The 17,292-nt window shown below is 72.3% G+C and carries 14 protein-coding genes; 4 read left to right on the top strand and 10 right to left on the bottom strand.

The window, feature by feature from the left end:
- Position 1 precedes the first annotated feature (1 nt).
- Both hemB and hemL read left to right on the top strand, forming a co-directional pair.
- Positions 2-979, top strand: a complete 978-nt coding sequence (gene hemB / locus K338_RS0113275; protein WP_022918657.1) for a porphobilinogen synthase — start codon at positions 2-4, stop codon at positions 977-979.
- A complete protein-coding gene (gene hemL / locus K338_RS0113270) occupies positions 980-2,290 on the top strand; it encodes a glutamate-1-semialdehyde 2,1-aminomutase (protein ID WP_022918656.1) in 1,311 nt (436 codons plus the stop codon).
- 6 nt (positions 2,291-2,296) lie between these two features.
- Here hemL and K338_RS0113265 read toward each other — a convergent pair whose 3' ends face one another.
- Positions 2,297-2,716 (bottom strand): hypothetical protein, encoded by a 420-nt coding sequence (locus tag K338_RS0113265; protein WP_157612419.1) that lies wholly within the window; start codon positions 2,714-2,716, stop codon positions 2,297-2,299.
- Between the two features lie 98 nt (positions 2,717-2,814).
- Between K338_RS0113265 and K338_RS0113260 the strand changes: the two genes are divergently transcribed.
- Positions 2,815-3,648 carry an aldo/keto reductase gene (locus K338_RS0113260; protein WP_022918654.1) on the top strand — a complete coding sequence of 278 codons (834 nt, stop codon included), beginning with the start codon at positions 2,815-2,817 and terminating at the stop codon, positions 3,646-3,648.
- A gap of 15 nt (positions 3,649-3,663) precedes the next feature.
- On the opposite strand, the gene K338_RS0113255 is transcribed toward K338_RS0113260, so the two are convergent.
- The 3 genes from K338_RS0113255 to K338_RS24570 all read right to left on the bottom strand — a co-directional run bounded on the left by K338_RS0113255 (position 3,664) and on the right by K338_RS24570 (position 6,903).
- Positions 3,664-4,005, bottom strand: a complete 342-nt coding sequence (locus K338_RS0113255) for an ArsR/SmtB family transcription factor (RefSeq protein WP_022918653.1) — start codon at positions 4,003-4,005, stop codon at positions 3,664-3,666.
- Positions 4,002-4,979, bottom strand: coding sequence for an SRPBCC domain-containing protein (locus K338_RS26240; protein WP_169579555.1), 978 nt, complete (start codon positions 4,977-4,979; stop codon positions 4,002-4,004). Before K338_RS26240 ends, K338_RS0113255 begins: the two co-directional genes overlap by 4 nt.
- Before the next feature lie 133 nt (positions 4,980-5,112).
- The gene (locus K338_RS24570) at positions 5,113-6,903 is read right to left on the bottom strand and encodes an HNH endonuclease signature motif containing protein (RefSeq protein WP_022918651.1); all 1,791 of its coding nucleotides are present in this window, start codon (positions 6,901-6,903) and stop codon (positions 5,113-5,115) included.
- Positions 6,904-7,164: 261 nt separating this feature from the next.
- Between K338_RS24570 and K338_RS0113240 the strand changes: the two genes are divergently transcribed.
- Entirely contained in the window at positions 7,165-7,608 is a 444-nt protein-coding gene (locus K338_RS0113240; RefSeq protein WP_157612417.1) for a hypothetical protein, read from the top strand.
- A 103-nt stretch (positions 7,609-7,711) separates the two neighbouring features.
- Here K338_RS0113240 and K338_RS0113235 read toward each other — a convergent pair whose 3' ends face one another.
- Genes K338_RS0113235 through K338_RS0113210 form a run of 6 tightly spaced genes read right to left on the bottom strand, consistent with a single transcriptional unit; the run spans position 7,712 to position 17,253 of the window.
- Positions 7,712-9,235, bottom strand: coding sequence for an ATP-dependent DNA ligase (locus tag K338_RS0113235; RefSeq protein WP_022918649.1), 1,524 nt, complete (start codon positions 9,233-9,235; stop codon positions 7,712-7,714).
- 32 nt (positions 9,236-9,267) lie between these two features.
- Positions 9,268-9,726, bottom strand: coding sequence for an NUDIX hydrolase (locus K338_RS22650; protein ID WP_022918648.1), 459 nt, complete (start codon positions 9,724-9,726; stop codon positions 9,268-9,270).
- 9 nt (positions 9,727-9,735) lie between these two features.
- Positions 9,736-10,434, bottom strand: a complete 699-nt coding sequence (locus tag K338_RS0113225; protein WP_022918647.1) for an ABC transporter ATP-binding protein — start codon at positions 10,432-10,434, stop codon at positions 9,736-9,738.
- Positions 10,431-11,378 (bottom strand): ABC transporter ATP-binding protein, encoded by a 948-nt coding sequence (locus K338_RS22645; RefSeq protein ID WP_022918646.1) that lies wholly within the window; start codon positions 11,376-11,378, stop codon positions 10,431-10,433. Before K338_RS22645 ends, K338_RS0113225 begins: the two co-directional genes overlap by 4 nt.
- Positions 11,375-14,137 carry an FtsX-like permease family protein gene (locus K338_RS0113215; protein ID WP_027286813.1) on the bottom strand — a complete coding sequence of 921 codons (2,763 nt, stop codon included), beginning with the start codon at positions 14,135-14,137 and terminating at the stop codon, positions 11,375-11,377. The genes K338_RS22645 and K338_RS0113215 overlap by 4 nt, the downstream gene beginning before the upstream one ends.
- Positions 14,134-17,253 (bottom strand): hypothetical protein, encoded by a 3,120-nt coding sequence (locus tag K338_RS0113210; RefSeq protein ID WP_027286812.1) that lies wholly within the window; start codon positions 17,251-17,253, stop codon positions 14,134-14,136. The genes K338_RS0113215 and K338_RS0113210 overlap by 4 nt, the downstream gene beginning before the upstream one ends.
- Between the last annotated feature and the right edge of the window lie 39 nt (positions 17,254-17,292).

Genomic DNA, 17,292 nt, shown 5'->3' with positions numbered 1-17,292 from the left:
CATGCACCTCCGCCCCCGCCGGCTGCGGCAGGACGCCCCGATGCGGCGCCTGACCGCCCAGACCCGGCTGCACCCCGCCCAGCTGGTGCTGCCGATGTTCGTCACCGAAGCGCCCGAACCGCGCCCGATCGGCTCGATGCCCGGTGTGCAGCAGCACTCCCTGGACTCCCTGCGCCGGGCGGCCGTGGCCGCAGCCGAGACCGGGATCGGCGGCCTCATGCTGTTCGGGGTGCCGGACACCCGCGACGCCTGCGGCTCTGGCGCCGACGACCCCGACGGCATCCTGAACCGCGCCACCGCCGCCCTGGCCGCCGAGGTCGGGGACGCGCTCGTGGTGCAGACCGACCTGTGCCTGGACGAGTTCACCGACCACGGCCACTGCGGAGTGCTCGACGACGTGGGCCGGGTGGACAACGACGCCACCTTGGAGCGGTACGTGAGCATGGCGCTCGCCCAGGCCGAGGCGGGCTCCGGGCTGCTGGGCCTGTCCGGGATGATGGACGGTCAGGTCGCCGCGGTGCGCGCCGGGCTGGATGCTGCCGGGCACACCGACATACCGCTGCTCGCCTACGCCGCTAAGTACGCCTCCGCCTTCTACGGCCCGTTCCGGGAGGCGGTCGACTCCGCCCTGACCGGGGACCGGCGCACCTACCAGCTCGACCCGGCGAACCGCCGCGAAGGGCGGCGGGAAGCGGCGCTGGACGTCGAGGAGGGCGCCGATGTCGTGATGGTCAAGCCGGCACTCAGCTACCTGGACGTGCTCGCCGATGTGGCCGCCGCCAGCCCGGTGCCGGTGTGGGCCTACCAGGTCTCCGGGGAGTACGCGATGATCGAGGCCGCGGCCGCGCAGGGGTGGATCGAACGCGACCGCGCGGTTGCCGAGAGCGTGCTGAGCATCGTGCGCGCCGGCGCCGAGGTGGTGCTCACCTACTGGGCAGAAGAGCTGGCCGAGACGCTGAACCGAGGAGAGGGACTGTAGATGAGTGACATCGACCGCGCCCGGGCCGTGATCCCGGGCGGAGTGAGCTCACCGGTACGGGCGTTCACCGGAGTCGGCGGGGACCCGCTGTTCCTCGCCTCCGCGACCGGACCGTACGTGCAGGACACCGAGGGTCGGCGGTACATCGACCTGGTCGGCTCCTGGGGGCCGGCGATCCTCGGGCACGCCCACCCCGCCGTGGTGGACGCCGTGCAGCAGGCGGCCGCGCGGGGGCTGTCCTTCGGTGCACCGACCCTGGCCGAGGTGGAGCTCGCCGAGACCATCCGCGCCCGGGTCGCGCCGGCGGAGCTGGTCCGCCTGGTCTCCACCGGCACCGAGGCAACGATGACCGCGATCCGCCTCGCTCGCGCAGTCACGGGCAGGGACCTGGTGATCAAGTTCGCCGGGCTCTACCACGGCCACTCCGACGGGTTGCTCGCCGACGCCGGCTCCGGGGTGGCGACCCTTTCCATCCCCGGGTCGGCCGGGGTGCCGGAGGCGTTCGCCGCGCAGACCGTGGTGGTCGGTTATAACGACCTGGACGCTGTCCGGGCAGCGTTCGAGGCGCACCCAGGGCGGGTCGCCGCGGTGATCACCGAGGCGGCTGCGGCGAACATGGGTGTGGTCGCTCCCGACCAGGGCTTCAACGCTGGCCTGGCTGAGATCGCCCACGAGAACGGGGCGCTGCTGATCGCCGACGAGGTGCTCACCGGGTTCCGGGTGCACGAGGCCGGCTGGTGGGGCCTGGAGGGCGGCTGGACGCCCGACCTGCTCACCTTCGGCAAGGTGATCGGCGGGGGGCTGCCGGTAGCGGCGGTCGCCGGCCGGGCCGAGGTGATGGGCGCGCTGGCACCGACCGGGCCGGTGTACCAGGCGGGCACGCTGTCCGGGAACCCGGTGGCGGTCGCGGCCGGGCTGGCCACGCTGCAGCATGCGGACGCGGGTGTGTATGCCCGGCTGGACGCGGTGGCCGAGGTGCTCGCCGCCGGGGTGCAGCGGGCGCTGGCCGAGGAGGGGGTGCCGGTGGCTACCCAGCGCGCCGGAAACCTGTTCTCGTTCGCGTTCGGCACCGCGGACTCGTGCGGGTGGACCGGGCAGGGGCCGCGGGACTATGACCAGGTGCGCAGCAGCGAGTCCTGGCGCTACCCCGCGTTCTTCCACGCGATGCTCGCTGCGGGGGTGCACCTGCCACCGTCGCCGTTCGAGGCCTGGTTCGTCTCCGCCGCGCACGATGACGACGCAGTGGCCGAGATCTTGGATGCACTGCCGGAAGCTGCGCAGGCGGCTGCGGCGGCGCGCCCGCCGGCCTGACCTGGGTCAGGTGCGCGCAGTGGCGGAGCTGGAGGCCACTTCGGCACTGGCCGGCAGCGCCGCCACCAGCGCCAGGAGCGCGACAAGCAGCTCAGCGGGTCCGATGTTCCAGCTGAGCAGCATGGTGGGTACTGCCACCACCACGGTGCCCAGGGCGGTCAGCGCGAGGGTCGCGGACGTGCGCGTCAGGCTGCGTTGAGTGCGGCTCAGGACCAGGTTCAGCAGCAGTGCGGACAGGAGTCCGGCGAGGCAGCCGACGATGGCGCCGAAGATCACCGCAAAGAGGGTGACGCTCGGGGTAAAGGGGCCCGGCACGATCAGGTCGAACAGCAGACCCGCCACAGCGCCGCTGACGCAGCCAGCCGCCATCGCGATCGAGCGGCGTGCATGATGCACCCGATAATCGTTTCCTGCTCGCACGGTCAAAGCCTCCCCGCTGGTGGCCAGAGTCCTAGCCCAGCTCGGCGGCGTCAATGTCTGAGTTCGCCATCGTCACGTCCTCGGGCCCCTGACAGACTGGGGCCATGACCGCATCGACTGTTCCCACGCTCACCCTGCGCAACGACGTCACCATCCCCGCCCTCGGCCTGGGCACCTGGCCGATGGACGACGCCGAAGCGGCCGATGCCGTGCAGACCGCCCTCGGCATCGGCTACCGACTGATCGACACGGCGGAGAACTACGGCAACGAGCGGGGCGTCGGCCAGGGCCTGCGCCGCTCTGGCGTTGACCGTGGTGAGGTGTTCCTCACCACGAAGCTCAACGAGCGCTGGCACTCCTACGACGGCGCCCGGCAGGCGTTCGAGAACAGCGCGGAGCGGCTCGGTGTGGACTACATCGACCTGCTGATGATCCACTGGCCGCGCCCAGTCGCCGGTGGGTTCACCGACGCCATGCGCGGGCTCGCGGCGCTGCGCGAGGAGGAGTTGATCCGCGCGGTCGGGGCCTCCAACTTCACCCCGGCGCACCTGCAGGCAGTGATCGACGCCGGTGTGGTGCCGGAGGTGAACCAGATCCGGCGCGACCCGTACAACCCGCAGCACGAGACGGTCGCCTTCCACGCTGAGCACGGCATTCTCACCGAGTCCTACTCGCCGATCGGCCGGGCCGGCAAGTTGCTCGGCGAACCGGTGATCGCCGACATCGCCCGCCGGCACGAGCGCACCCCGGCCCAGGTGGTGCTGCGCTGGCACACCCAGACCCAGGCGCTGCCGATCCCGAAGTCCGGTGACCCGGACCGGCTCGTGGAGAACTTCACGATCTTCGACTTCGAGCTCACCGCTGAGGAGCTGGAGCAGGTTGCCGCACTGGATGCGGGTGACCCGGACGTGCCGGACTCGGAGGTCGCCGGACACTGAGGTAGCGCCGGGCACTCACTGGCGGGGCAGCTGCTCGGCCACGTCCTTCAGGCGCGACAGCCGGGCCTCCCAACCGCGCCCGATCGTCTCCAGGTGGTCGGCGAGCTCGGTCAGCCGGGCCCCTAGTGCGCGGTAGCGCACCTCCCGGCCGGCGCGTTCCCGCTCGGCGAGGCCGACCTGGGCGAGCAGCTCCAGGTGCTTGGCGATCGCCTGCCGGCTGACCGGCAGCTCCCGGGCCAGCTCGCTGGCCGACGCGGCCCGGGAGCCGAGCACAGCCAGGATCTGCCACCGCGTCTCGTCCCCGAGCACAGCGCACAGCTCCACGATCGAGCCGTCGACGGCGGGACGCGCCGTCACTGCGCTGCCTCGCCTGTCGCCGTGGTCGAAGTCGAAGTCGAGGTCGTACGCGAGGCCGCGGTGACGCCATGGGTGACGAACGCGGCGAGGGCGTCCAGCACCTGGTTCCACCCGCCGACGTTCTCCTCGATCGCGGCCCGGCGTGCTGCCTCTGCCCGGCGAGTGAAACCGGACTCGACGACTGTGACCATGGTGGCTGCGCCGTCGTCGGCAAGCGTGAACCGCACCGACGTGGTGGTCTCCTCCTGCTCCAGCCCCCAGCTGAAGGCGAACACCGCTGGTGGCTCCAGCTGGTCGATCCGCACCGCGAACTGGCCACCCTCGTAGAAGAACCGGCCGCGGGACCCGGGCTTCCAGCCATCGGGGAACTCCGACGGGTGCCCCCACCAGGAAGCCAGGTGCTCCGGAGTGGTCAACGCCGTCCAGACCGCGCTGCGCGGGGCGTCGACGCGCACCGTGCGCAGGATCGTGCCCGCCTCGAGGTCGGCAGCAGCGGGCCCGCCCGCGCGGGAGAGGGAGAGGGTGTAGGCCACCAGTTCGTCGAGCTCGGCGGTCCAGCCGGAGGCGTTGTCCTCCATCGCGGCCCGACGGCCAGCAGCATCGCCCAGGGTGTCGAAGCCGGACTCCACCACCCGCAGCACCGTCTGCCCGGCATCCTCCCGTAGGGTGAAGGTGGCAGTGGTGGCGTTGTCCTCGCGGATCGGCTCGCCGGGTGTGCCCCAGGTGAAGGCGAACTCCTCAGTGGGGGAGAAGGTGACGATCTGCACCGGGAACGGGCCGTGCTCCGGCCAGGCGAACGTGCCGCGGGCACCGGTGTGCACACCGTCCGGGAAGAGCGCCTGTTGCCCGAACCACCCGGCGATGTGCTCCGGGGTGGTCAGCGCGGCCCAGACCGTGGCCTGCGGGGCATCGATGCGGATCTCCCGCTCGACGGTGGACGCCTCGTCGTCGATGCTGGCGGGTGGGTTGGTCATCATGCCTCCTATATGCAACGGATAGGTTGCAAGAGACCTTACTCTCGCCAACCTTGACCTGCAACCCTGTGCTTGCACGACGTTGTCTGCACGGTCGTCAGAACGGTTGTCAGAACGGTCGTCTGAACGGCTGTCAGAACGGTGGAGGTCCCCAGTCGGGCTGGTCGTCGGCATCCTCGACCGTGCTGGTGTCGTAGTGCGCCAGGTGGTCGGGGTGGGACAGCATCGTGGTGGTGCCGTCGGGCTCCCGGCGGTACCGGTGCCCGGTGGGAGTTGTCCACTCGAAGACACCCGGGCCGGTCTGGGTGAGGCGGAAGTCGCCGTGCGTCTTGACCTGGTGGTCCCGTCCGCACAGCGGCGCGAGGTTGTCGACGCTGGTAGGTCCACCCCGGGTGGGGTGAGTGTGGTTCCACTCTCGGGTGTGGTCCAGCTGGCACTCGATCGCACGATGACCGCAGCCCGGCCGGGCGCACGTGCCGTCACGGGCTCGGATGTGGTCGACCATGGCCTGGGTGGGCCGGTAGCGGGTGTGACCCACGTCCAGGACAGCACCGCTGAGGGGGTCGGTGACGATGCGGTACCAGTCGCCGCCGGCGGCCAGCGCCCGGGCGAGAGTGGGGGTGATGTGTCCGTAACCCTCGAGGACGGGGACCTGGTCGGGGCTCAGGTGTTTCCCGGGCAGGGGAGGCGGCCAGCTCGGAACCTGACCGGTCGAGGTATCCAGGCCGGCCATGGTGCCCTGATCGGCTCGATCACCCTCATCGGCTCGGACGCACTGACCGGCGCGGACGCCCTGGTCGCCGTTCTCGCTGCCGGGCCGGTTCTGCGCAGGGACGACGCCGGTTGCGGGCGTCCAGCCGGGCAGGAGCTGGTCGAGGGGGACGGTGACCATGATCGTGGGGCGGTGCCCGCCCTGGCTGGCCAGCGGCAGGTCGGCATCCTGGCCCTGCTCCCTGGCGACGAGGCGTCCGGTGGCCAGTGCTCGGTGTGCGATGCCAGCGAGGGAGTCGAAGCGCAGCTGGTCCATCGTGCGCTCGTCCCCGCTCGCCTTTGTCGCCCGTGCCGCGGCGTGCAGCGCCACGTCCAGGGCAAGGACATCCGCCGCAGGACCCTCGATGCGCATCGCCGCCATGCCATCAGGCAACGCCCGCGGGCGGGAGACCCGACGTTCGGTGGCCCGGCGGTGGGCGCGCTCGGCGGCAGCGTCCGCGTCGACCGCGACCAGGGCCTTGGCCACGTCTGAGCGCAGCTGGGCCACGGTCCGTCGTGGCGCCCGAGGCAGCACTCGTTCCTCCACGGTCGCGGCAACCTCCGGCGGGACATGGTCGAGGCCGTCGACGATCACCCGGGCGCGACTGGCATCGATCACCCCGGAAGCCAGGGCCTCTCCGGTGTCCAGCAGCACCCCGTCCAGTGCGCGACCGCGCCGGACCAGGTCGGTCCCGGCACGATGGGTGATCCGCATCCGCACCGCCAGCTCGTCTGCGGCCACGTCCTGCTGGGTGGCTTCGGTGTGCGCCAGGGCGGCGGGGTTCATCACCAGGCGGTGGGACAAGGCGGCGGCAGCGCGCAGCTTGATCGCATGGGCTGCCGCCTCCAGCCGCTCGGCTGCCGCTGCCGCCTCCACCAGGTCCTCATCGTCGGCTTCGTCGAGGTCCAGCTGGGTCAGCAGCGTGTACAGCTGGGGGTCGACGCTGCTCCGGGCGAGCTGGGTACCCACCGGGGCCGCATGAGAGGTCGAGATCAGCTCGGCCAGCGCGCGTTCACCGGCCGTGTGGGCGATCGCGCCCAGATCGATCAGGGCCACCGGATCAGCCACCGGTGCGCACACGTTGAGCACTGGCAGATCAGGTGGGCACACCACGGTCTGCTCCGGGGCGGTCTCGCCACCCGGAGAGCCCTGGTGCTCCGACTCCTGTGCCATACCAAGAAACTAGACCCGACCACTGACATTTCCGCGAGGAGCGCGAGATATCAACGAAAACGCGGCCTACGCCATCGGACACACAGGACCAGCCCGACACCGCCACCGAGCGCACACGCCGATCAGGGCGAGCCCAGCCCCACCTCGTGGTGCCGGGCCCGGGCCAGCCTGCACCGCGCGACGGAGGCACGCCTCGCGGTGTCGGCGCCGGTCGCCAGCGGATCCACGAGCGCGCGAGCGCTCGGAAGGGGATGATGAAGCATGACGTCGACGTCACCCCACCCGCAGTTTCCCGCCTCATCGGCCGGACCTGCCGCCCGCGGGCACCGGCTGGGCTGGTTGGGCGTTGCTGGCGTGGTCGCGTTCGGCCTTGCGGCACTCGCCTCGATCGTCCTGCTGTTCCTACCGGTGTACAGCACGGTCAGGACGACGGCGAAAGGCGTCCAGACCCAGGACACGGCGACCCTGTGGGCTGTGAACGGCCCGGGGATCCTCATCCCGCTCGCACTACCGGTGCTGCTCACCGCTGCGATCGCCCTCGCTCGCGGCCGGGCTGGGTTGCTGGTCGCCGCGCTGTGCACGATCGTGCTGGTCGGGTACACCGTGCTGGCGCTGGCGTCGATCGGGGTGTTCTACATACCGGCCCTGGTAGTGGCGGTCGTGGCGGTGCTCGGCCGGACGGTACGTGCCGGCTCGCGCCGGTAGCTCCAGCCAGCTCGCGCCGGTAGCCCCAGCCAGCTCGCGCCCGTAGCGACTGTCGGCCCGCGCCAGTAGCCGTGGGGCGGGCCAGTGTCCCAGGGTGGCCGTCCTAGGCCCGTTCCAGGAACGCCCGCACCGTCTCGATCGTGTCTGCCTCGGCGGCGGTCTTGTCGTCCCGGTAGCGCAGCACCCGTGCGAACCGCAGGGCCAGGCCGCCGGGATAGCGGGAGGAGCGCTGCACGCCGTCGAACGCGATCTCCACCACCTGCTCCGGGCGCACGCGCACTACCCGGTCGGAGCGCTCCGTGGCCAGCTCGGTGAACCTGTCGGTCTGCCAGGCAAGCATCTCGTCGGTCATCCCCTTGAACGTCTTGCCGAGCATGACGAACCCGCCAGCAGGGTCCCGGGCGCCGAGGTGGATGTTCGACAGCCAGCCCCGGCGCCGCCCGCTGCCCGGCTCCACCGCCAGCACCACCAGGTCCAGGGTGTGCACCGGCTTCACCTTCACCCAGGCGGCACCACGCCGCCCGGCAGCATAGGGCGCAGTCGTGGACTTCAGCACCACACCCTCGTGCCCTGCCTGCAACGCGCCGGCGAGGAACGCCTCGGCAGCCGTCTGCTCGGTGGTGAGCAGGCGTCCCACCCGGTGCTCGGCGGGCACCAGCTCCTCCAGCTGGTCCCACCGCTCCGAGGCGGGAGCGTCCAGCAGGTCGAGGTCGTCGCGGAGCAGCAGGTCGAAGAAGAACGGGGTGATCACCGTCGCCTGCTCAGGGAGCATCGTCGCTGTGCGCGCCGCCGTCTCCTGGAACGGCCGGGCGCGTCCGTCCGGGCCGAGCGCGAGCGCCTCACCATCGAGCACGAGCCGCTCTGCCGGCAGGCCCCGCACGACCTTGGCCACCTCTGGCAGCCGGTCGGTGATGTCCTCCAGCGACCGGGTCACCAGCAGCACCGTCTCGCCGTCCTTGTGCGCCTGGATGCGGATCCCGTCCAGCTTGTGGTCTACCGCCACCTGCTCGACGGCGGAGGTCACCTTGGTCCACGCCGTCGCCAGGTCCGGGGCGGAGGAGGCGAGCATCGGGGAGACTGGCCGGCCCACCTCCAGGTGGAACGTCGCCAGAGCGGCTGCACCACCCTGCCGCGCGGCAGCGGCCACCGGAGCGGTCGCCCCCGCGAGCATCACTGCGCGCCGCACCAGCGCCACCGGGATCTCACTGGCTGCCGCGACCGCCTCCTGCACCAACGCCTCCGAGGCGCCCTGGCGCACCTCGCCGGTGATCGCCCCGCGCAGCCAGGTCTGCTCGGGGCCGGTAGCACGAGCGAACAGCTCCTCGAGAGCTGCCGTGCGGGCGGTCTGGGAGCCCGGACCGGACATGGCCGCGATACGCGCCAGGGTGCTATCCACCTCGACCACGGTCAGCGACGGTTCCGCAGCTGGCGGCGGTAGCTGCTGCAACGAGCGCCAGCCCACCCCGGTGCGTCGCTGCACCAGCGCCCCGGCCAGGTAGGTGGCTACCGTCGCCACCTCCTCGCCCTCGCAGCGACGCAGCGTCTGCGCCAACGTCGCCACCTTCGCCGTGCGCGAGCGGGTGCCGGCCACCTCTGCGGAGGTCGCCACCACCTCAGCCAGTCGCATCGCCACCCTCGCGCCGCCTCAGCTGCTCCGCCTCAGCCCGCGGGGCGCCCAGACCCGGCGGGCTGGGCCTCGGGGTGCCGGGTGCGCAGCGCCGGGAGCACGTGTCGGGCGAGCAGCGGGGCCACGTCCGGCGGGGTCTGGGTCAACGGCTGCCAGCGTAGCGCCTCGATCTCGCGAGCGGCCTCCGGCTGCTCGGACAAGGAAGCGGTATACACGGTCGCCGCCACGCGGGTGTCCGCCTCGTTCGCGGCTACTTCGTCGAAGCTGCCGAGCAGGGCCAGGTCGGCTGTGGTCAGGTTGAGGCCGATCTCCTCAGACACCTCCCGCACCGCGGCCGCTGCAGCCGTCTCACCTGCGTCGAGCTTGCCACCGGGCAGCATGAACCGGGTGGTGCCCCGCTTGCGCACCGTGAGCAGCTCGGCTCCACCGGCGCCGGACCGGAGGAAGCAGACGCCGGCGATGGTCAGGACCGTAGGTGGGGAGACAGGCACGCCGCTACGTTATCGCGCCCGCCCGTCGTGCAGCTCCAGCACCTGGTCGGCCCGGCCGATCAGCAACGGGTCGTGGGTGGAGACCACGGCGGCGATCCCGCGGGAGTGGGTGAGCTCGGCGATCAGGTCCATGATCGTGGCCGCTGTCGCCGAGTCCAGCTGCCCGGTGGGCTCGTCGGCGATCAGGATGGCCGGGTTGGTCACCAGCGCGCGAGCGATCCCCACCCGCTGCTGCTGCCCACCGGAGAGCTCATACGGGCGCTGGTTCGCGTGCCCGCCGAGCCCGACCACCTCCAACGCCGCCGCCACCCGCTCCTCCCGCTCCTCGGCCGGGGTGTTCAGCAGCCGCAGCGGCACCTCCACGTTCTCCGCCGCGGACAGCACCGGGACCAGACCGAAGGACTGGAAGATGAACGCCAGCACGGTGCGCCGCAGCTCGAGCAGCTCGGTCTCCGGCATCGCGGAGACCTCCTGCTCGTCCAGGTGCACCGACCCGGAGGTGGGCCGGTCCAGCCCGCCGAGGATGTTCAGCAGCGTCGTCTTGCCGGAACCGGAGGGGCCGCGCACCACCAGCAGCGTGCCCTGGGTGACGGATACGCTCACGTCCTCCAGGGCGAGGACGTCCCCACCCGGGGTGGGAAAGATGCGCCCGACGCCCTCAGCGCGCAACGTGATCCCCTCGACCACGGCACCAGCGTGCTTGCTCACTTGCCCTCCTCCTCAGGTGAGGCCGACCCCTGCGGGCGAGCTCCGCCGTCGTGATCTCTGCTCTGGTCCCGCCACACCCCCACATGGTCCGGCTCCAGGGCGAGCCGCACCCGGTCCTTCAGGTCCAGTGCGGAGACGAAGTCCTGCGGCAGCTGCATCCGGCCGACCCGGTCCAGCACGGCGAACTCCTCGGCCACGTGCCGCTCGGCGCCGGTCTCGTCGGTCTCCTTGCGGCGCAGCACCTCGGTGGAGGTTCGTCCGTCGCGGATCTGCACCGTGCGGCGCACGTGCTCGGAGACGGTGGGGTCGTGGGTGACGATCAGCACAGTCACGCCCAGCTCGGCGTTCACCGCCCGCATCGTCTCCAGCACCTCCACGCTGGTGGCTTCGTCCAGCTCACCGGTGGGCTCGTCGGCGAGCAGCACCTGCGGGGAGTTCGCCACTGCGACCGCGATCGCCACGCGCTGCTGCTCACCCCCGGACATCTGTGCCGGAACCCGGTCAGCGCAATGATCCACCTTGAGCAGCTCCAGCAAGGAGTCCACCCGCTCAGCATCCACAGCCCCGGCGAGCGCCATCGGCAGGCTGACGTTCTCCCGCCCGGTCAGGTACGGCAGCAGGTTCCGCGAGGTCTGCTGCCAGACGAAGCCGACGACGTGGCGTTGGTAGTGCGTCCGGGTGCGGCCGGACATGCCGAGCAGGTCGATACCGGCCACCCGCGCCCGCCCGGCGCTGGGGGAGTCCAACCCGGACAGGATGGTCAGCAGCGTCGACTTGCCCGATCCGGACGCTCCCACGATGGCCACCAGGTCCCCGGCGTCCACCCGCAACGTCAGACCCTGCAGCGCCTGCACCTCGATGCCCTCGGCGGAGAAGATCCGCACCAGGTCGTCGCACTCGATCGTCCCACCGGCCTCGGCGGGAGCGCGGTCTGCAGTTCTCATGAGGCCTCTCCGATCCTCAGCACGGACAACGACAACCGGCGGGCCACCACCGTAGCCAGCCACACGCACAGCGCCAGCACCACCGCCAGCGCCGCCAGCACCCCGACCAGCAGCAGCGGGTCGTAGACCACTGGAGGCTGGGTCTGGGCACCGGTGAACGGGCGCAGGTCGATCCCGGCCGCCACCAGGTACGGCAGCGCGAGCCCGACCAGCGTGCCGGACACCATCGCGGCCACCACCACCGGCACGGTCTCCCAGGCCACCAGCCGGCCCGACGTGCGTGGTGGCACACCGAGGGTGCGCAGCACCGCCAGCAACCGTCCGCGAGCCGGGGCCGCGAGCACCAGCGTCATCACGATCGCCGCGACCGCCAGCAGCACGCACAGCACCAGCGCCGCCACGAACCCGGCCTGCATCGAGGCAGCCGCCGGGGAGGCGGAGAAGTCTGCCGCGCTCTGCGCCGGTGACTCCATGGTTGCTCGGTCCCCGAGCAGTGAGTCCAGCTCGCCGAGCACCTGGTGGGCGTCGGCGTCATCGGCGATATCGACCAGCACGGTACGAGGCAGCAGCGCCAGCCCGGTCAGCTCGCGCACCTGGGTCAGGTCCGCCAGCACCCAGTCGGTGGACTGCACCAGCAGCCCCGGGGCGGCGTCGGTCTGCTGCACCACAGTGATCGGCACATGCTCGTCGAACAGCAGGAACGGGTCCTTGTCCGCAGCCACGACCGGTGTGCTGGAAACGACCACGCGCAGCGTGCCCTGGTCCAGCTCGGCGAAGTCGTCGGGGAGCTCGACGGCGCCCGGTACGTCAGTCTGCACCTCGCCCTGGGTGCTGGACTCCACGGCATACACGGTCACCCGGTCATAGTCGTCGCCCTGGTAGAGCGGGACGCTCGGCGCGGTGGAGACAGTGGTGGTCGCGGTCACCCCGTCCACCTGGCCGATCGCCTCGACGTCCTCGGCGGAGAACCGCTCACCGGTGAGGCGCACGTCCGCGCCGACCTCCGCGCGGGCGCCGGCGTCGGTGCCGTGCTGCAGCGTGGTGATCATCGTGGTGGCGAACAGCGCGATCGCAGTGCCCACCACCAGGGCGAACAGCGGCACCATCGCCAGCCCGCCCTCACGGATGGTGCGCGCCGAACCGAGGAACGCCGACAGCCCGCGGCCGCGCCGGGCAGCGGCGTGCAGGGCGCCCAGCGGCAGCGGCAGCACCCGCACGGCCGCCACGCACACCGTCAGCGCCAGCAGCAACGGCACCGCCGCAGCCACCGGGTCGGTACCGCTGCTGCTCGCCCCCACCCCGCGGGTGACCACCAGGTACACCGCAGCCGCGGTGAGCGCCACCAGCGCCACCTCGGCCACCCACCGCCACCGGCTCGCCGAGCGCAGCGCCAGGTCGCCGCGGCGGGCGCGCAGGTTCGGCAGCCTGGCGGCGGCCAGGAACAGCCCGGGCGCCAGACCGGCCACCAGCGCCAGCCAGTAGTCGCCGATCTGGAACGACCCGGGGACGGCGACCGTGGCCACGGCGGCGCCGAGGGCCGCCACCGGCAGCCCGACCAGCGCACCTTCGGCACCGAGGAGCCCGCGCAGCTGCAGGCCCGAGGCACCCCGGGCGTGGGCCAGGGCCAAGGTGATCTCCCGGCGGGCCACGACCACTCGGGAGGCCAGCGCCAGGATCGCCAGCGCCACCCCGATCGGCCCAGCGGCGACCATGGCCAGGACCGCGGCGGTCCCGTGCCAGCGGTCGATCGCCCGGTCCAGCACAGTGATCAGCCCGGCGGAGAACTCCAACGACAGCCCGCTGCTGCCGCCCGGTGTGTCCAGCCGGTGGGTGGTGGCGACCAGTGCCCGCATCTGCGCGGTGAGGGCCTCGGCGTTGGTGGCGCTCGGCCGCACCGGGACCCAGACCTCGGTCTCCGGGTGAAGATCGCCGGCTGTCGTCAGCCAGGTGAGGTTGTCCGGGGCGATGTAGGCCATCGCGGTGGCGGCCAGGCCCCGGTTCGGGTCGTTGTCGATCCGTGGGCTGAGCGTGTTCAGCTGGAACTGCCACTGGTCGGCACCCGGGTCGTTCGCGGTGAAGATGCCGGAGACCTGCAGCGGCAGCCTCCCGAAGTACACCGGCAGGTCGAAGCGGTCGCCGACCTCGAGCCCCATCGCCTCGGCGGTGTCCTCGGCGAGCATCACGTCCGCCGGCTGGAGGCTCTGGTCCGCGGTCTGGGTCAGCAGCGCGTCCATGGTGGTCGGCCACTGGGACGGTTCGGGGGCGGTACCCTCGGCCACCGTCACGTAGTCGCCGATGTCCGGGTCGGCCCGCAGCCGGGCCGCCACCTGGTAGAAGGTGTCCGGCTTGCCGTGCTCGATCTGCATCTGCACGGCCGCAGTGGTCACCGAGGTGCGCGGGGTGCCGGTGCCGGCGGCCAGCTCCGGACCGGCCTCGGTGACCAGCTCGTCGATGGACTCCGTCCAGGCCTGCCAGCCCTCGGCGTGGTCCACCGGGTACCCCTCGGTGCTGGCGGTCAGCGCCCGCAGCGTCGGGGGAGTGGTGGCGATCTGGTAGCTGACCTCGTCGGCGAACGTGCCCCGCTCCAGGCGCGGCCAGGCGGTGAACACTGCCGCGGTCACCGCCACGATCACCAGCAGCGCGACCGTGGCACCCCGACCGGAGCGGGCCTGGCGCAGCAGCAGGCGCCACCGCATCCGGGAGCTGCCGCGGCGGGGTGCAGCGGGGCGCTGCTGGGGCGCCGGTGTGCGCGCGCTCATCGGATCTCCTCCCGCCAGGTGGTGTCCAGCACCTGCCGGCGCACCCGCCGCCCGTACCAGAACGCCACCGCCAGCACGGTGGCGGTGATCACCAGCAGCAGGCCCACACCACCGAGCCAGTGTGCGGTCAGGTCGAGCGGTACCGCCCGGGAGGTCTGCGGCGAGGTGGCCCGCACCAGGTCAGTCATCACCAGCGCCGCCACCCCGTAGCCAGCCAGCGCGCCGGCGAGCACCGCCGCGATCTCCAGCCCGAGCAGCTCCGACCGCCGGGTACGGGCCTGCAGGGCCGAACCCACTCCGACGGCACGCAGCACCACCACCTCACCGCGTCGGGCGGAGGCCTGGGCGAGCGCCACGGCTGCCACTGCCGGCAGCGCCAGCAGCAGGGCGCACACCGCGGCGATCCAGTAGACCGCCTGCGCGGGTTGGGCCACCGGGTCGGTGGCATCGGACTCGGCAGTGCTCACCTCGGCCCGTGGGCCGGCGAGCGTGGCCACCTGAGCAGCCAGCGCCGGCTGGTCCTCGGTGGCCAGCCACACTGCCGACACCGCCCGGGCGCTGAGGGTCTGGCGGAGCAGGGCGGCCTGCAGGCTGGGCAGGTCCACCAGCGCCGCGCGGGCGTCCGGGTTGCCCGGCACCACCGGGATCTGGCCCACCGAGTGCACCAGCAGGTCTGTGCCGGCCACGGTGAGCTCGGTGTCGGTCTCCAGCACCTGCTCGGCCCACTCCGGGGTGACCAGCACCGGCAGCTCGGGCACGTCGCCAGGGGGCATGAACCGGGTCACCTCCACACCTGCGCTGGTGCCGAAGCCGATCTGCAGCGGGGTGGTGGTCGCCGTCAGGGCCAGCGGACCGTCACCGCCGTCGACGCTCGCCTGGTCCGAGCGCAGCGCCAGCGTGGTCGGGTCCCACGGGCTCTCCACCTGCGTGAGCAGGTCCTGCGAGGCGGCGGACAGGCTGTCGATGCTCACCTCGTAGTCGGTCTCGATCACCGCAGCGTCCAGCAGCACGTCCACTGCCACCACCCGCCACGGTGCGGTGCTCTCCGGCAGCTCGAACGTCAGGTCGGCGGTCACCGGCTCGCCCTGGTCGGCCCTGCGCTGCACGTCTGCAGGCCCCGGTCCGGTGGCGGGGTTTCCCTCGGCGCGCAGCGCGGGCATCGAGTCGGTGCGGGTGACGATCTCGCTGCCGTTCCACAGCTCCACGCGTACGTCCACCCCCCGTCTGCTGCCGGTGTATCCGCTGGTGCCGGAGTCCGCAGAGGCGGTCACGGTCATCGCGAGCGTCTCAGCACCCTCCGGCACGTCCATCCCTGCCAGCGGGTCCTGCTCAGGCCCGAGCAGCGCAGCGGTCTGCTCCGGGTGCAGCACGGCCTCCGGTGCGGACGACACGGACAGGTCGGCCGCGCTGACCGCGGTCAGCGTGCCCGTGCTCTCCCCGGCGATCACGCTCTCCTGCACCACCGGCGCGACCGCCTCGGCACCTTCCAGCCCGGCGTAGGCGCTCACGTCCCGCGGGTGGGCGTCCGCGACCGCGGTACCCAGCTGGGCCCGGACGTCGGCGCCGTTGGTCACCTCGGCCGACGTGGTCCGCAGCGTGTCCCAGGTGCCGGCGTAGGTGGCGGCCAGCGTAGCCACCCCCGAGGCGAGCACGATCAGGATCACCGGTACCGCCATCAGCTGGATCCGGCGGGACGCCTGCCGCAGCGCCGCCACCGTGGCATAGCCGGGGCGGCGCGCCGCCCGCCCGGCCAGCCCGCGCAGCACCGGTCCGGCCACGGCGACCGCCAGCAGCGCACATGCCAGCAGCGCCAGCCCCGGACCGGACACAGCCAGCGGGTCCACTGCCGAGGTACCCGGCACCAGCGGCGAGGCGTTCCGGATGAACCGCCACAGTGTGAACGCCGCAGTCAGGGCGAGCAGCACCAGCACGCCGGAGGCCATCAGCTGAGCAGAGCGGCCGGACTCGCTGGTGGGCTCGAGCGCCCGCATGATGGCCCGGGCATTCACTGCGGTCAGGATCGCTGTGGTTACCCCCGCCACTGCCACTGCCAGCAGCGCGACCACCAACGGCTGCACCCCCGGCTGGGAGGCGAAGCCCAGCAGCACCACGGCCACCCCGACCAGCGCGCCCAGGCCCATCACCACACCGGCCTCGGCGGCTCCGGTGCCGATCAGCTGCCGGTAGGAGCCGCCCCGGGAGCGCAGCAACCGGTTCTCCCGCTCCCGCACCGTGGCCAGCAGCCGGGCGATCTGCCAGGTGGCCACCAGCGACACCAGCGCCACGATCACCAGTGGCACGGTCGCCGCAGCGCTCACTGACGCCAGCCCGGAGGACATGTGCGCCAGGGTCTGCGGCAGGGTGCCGGTGATGGTCAGCCCGCGCACGGACACGTCGGCGTCGTCCAGCGCACCGGGTAGTGCACCCAGCCCCGCGGTCCAGGTGTTCACCTGCGCGGGCTCCAGCGGTGTCGGTGGGGCGATGACCCACCGACCGAACGGATCCAGGTCCAGGCCGGTGATGTCCTCGACCGGTACCAGGAGCGGGCCGTAGGTGGCCGGCAGCAGCGGGTCGGTGCCGTGCTCCACCATCAGCTCACCGCCCCAGTGCGGGTCCTGCGGGTCGTCCGGCTGCCACAGCCCGGTGATCTGCACGACCTGCTCGGCCGAGCCGATGGTCAGCTCGTCCCCGACGCCCACCTCGAGCGCCTCGGCCGCCTCGGCGTGCAGGGCGCCCTGGCCGGAGCCGGTGGGCCAGTCGCCGTCGGTGAGGGTGGCCACGTCCGGCAGGCGGGGGTCGGCGAGCAGCACCATGTCTGCGTCTGCGTCAGCGACCGCCAGCGGTGGGGTGTGCACGGTCCCGGTGATCACCGCCTCGGGCAGGTGCGCCTCGACGACCGAGCGCACTGCGGCGTCCTGCGCCTGGCCGTCCGTCGCCACCCGGGTCTGCACGGTGCTGGTGGCCGCGGAGCCCTCGCTCTGGGCGAGCACCGTCTGCACCGCGGAGGCCGAGGAGGTGGACAGATAGGTGACCGTGCCCGCCAAGGCGATCGTGATCAGCGCTGCCATCGCGCACAGCACCGCCACCAACGGCAGGTGCGCGCGCGTTCGCGCCACTGCGAATCTCAGGCGTTGCACCGTTCCCCTCAGCCCCCG

This window comes from Ruania albidiflava DSM 18029 (assembly GCF_000421225.1).
Lineage (GTDB): Bacteria > Actinomycetota > Actinomycetes > Actinomycetales > Beutenbergiaceae > Ruania > Ruania albidiflava.
Note: the sequence above shows the minus strand (reverse complement) of the source record. Positions and strands in the feature narration are given on the sequence as shown.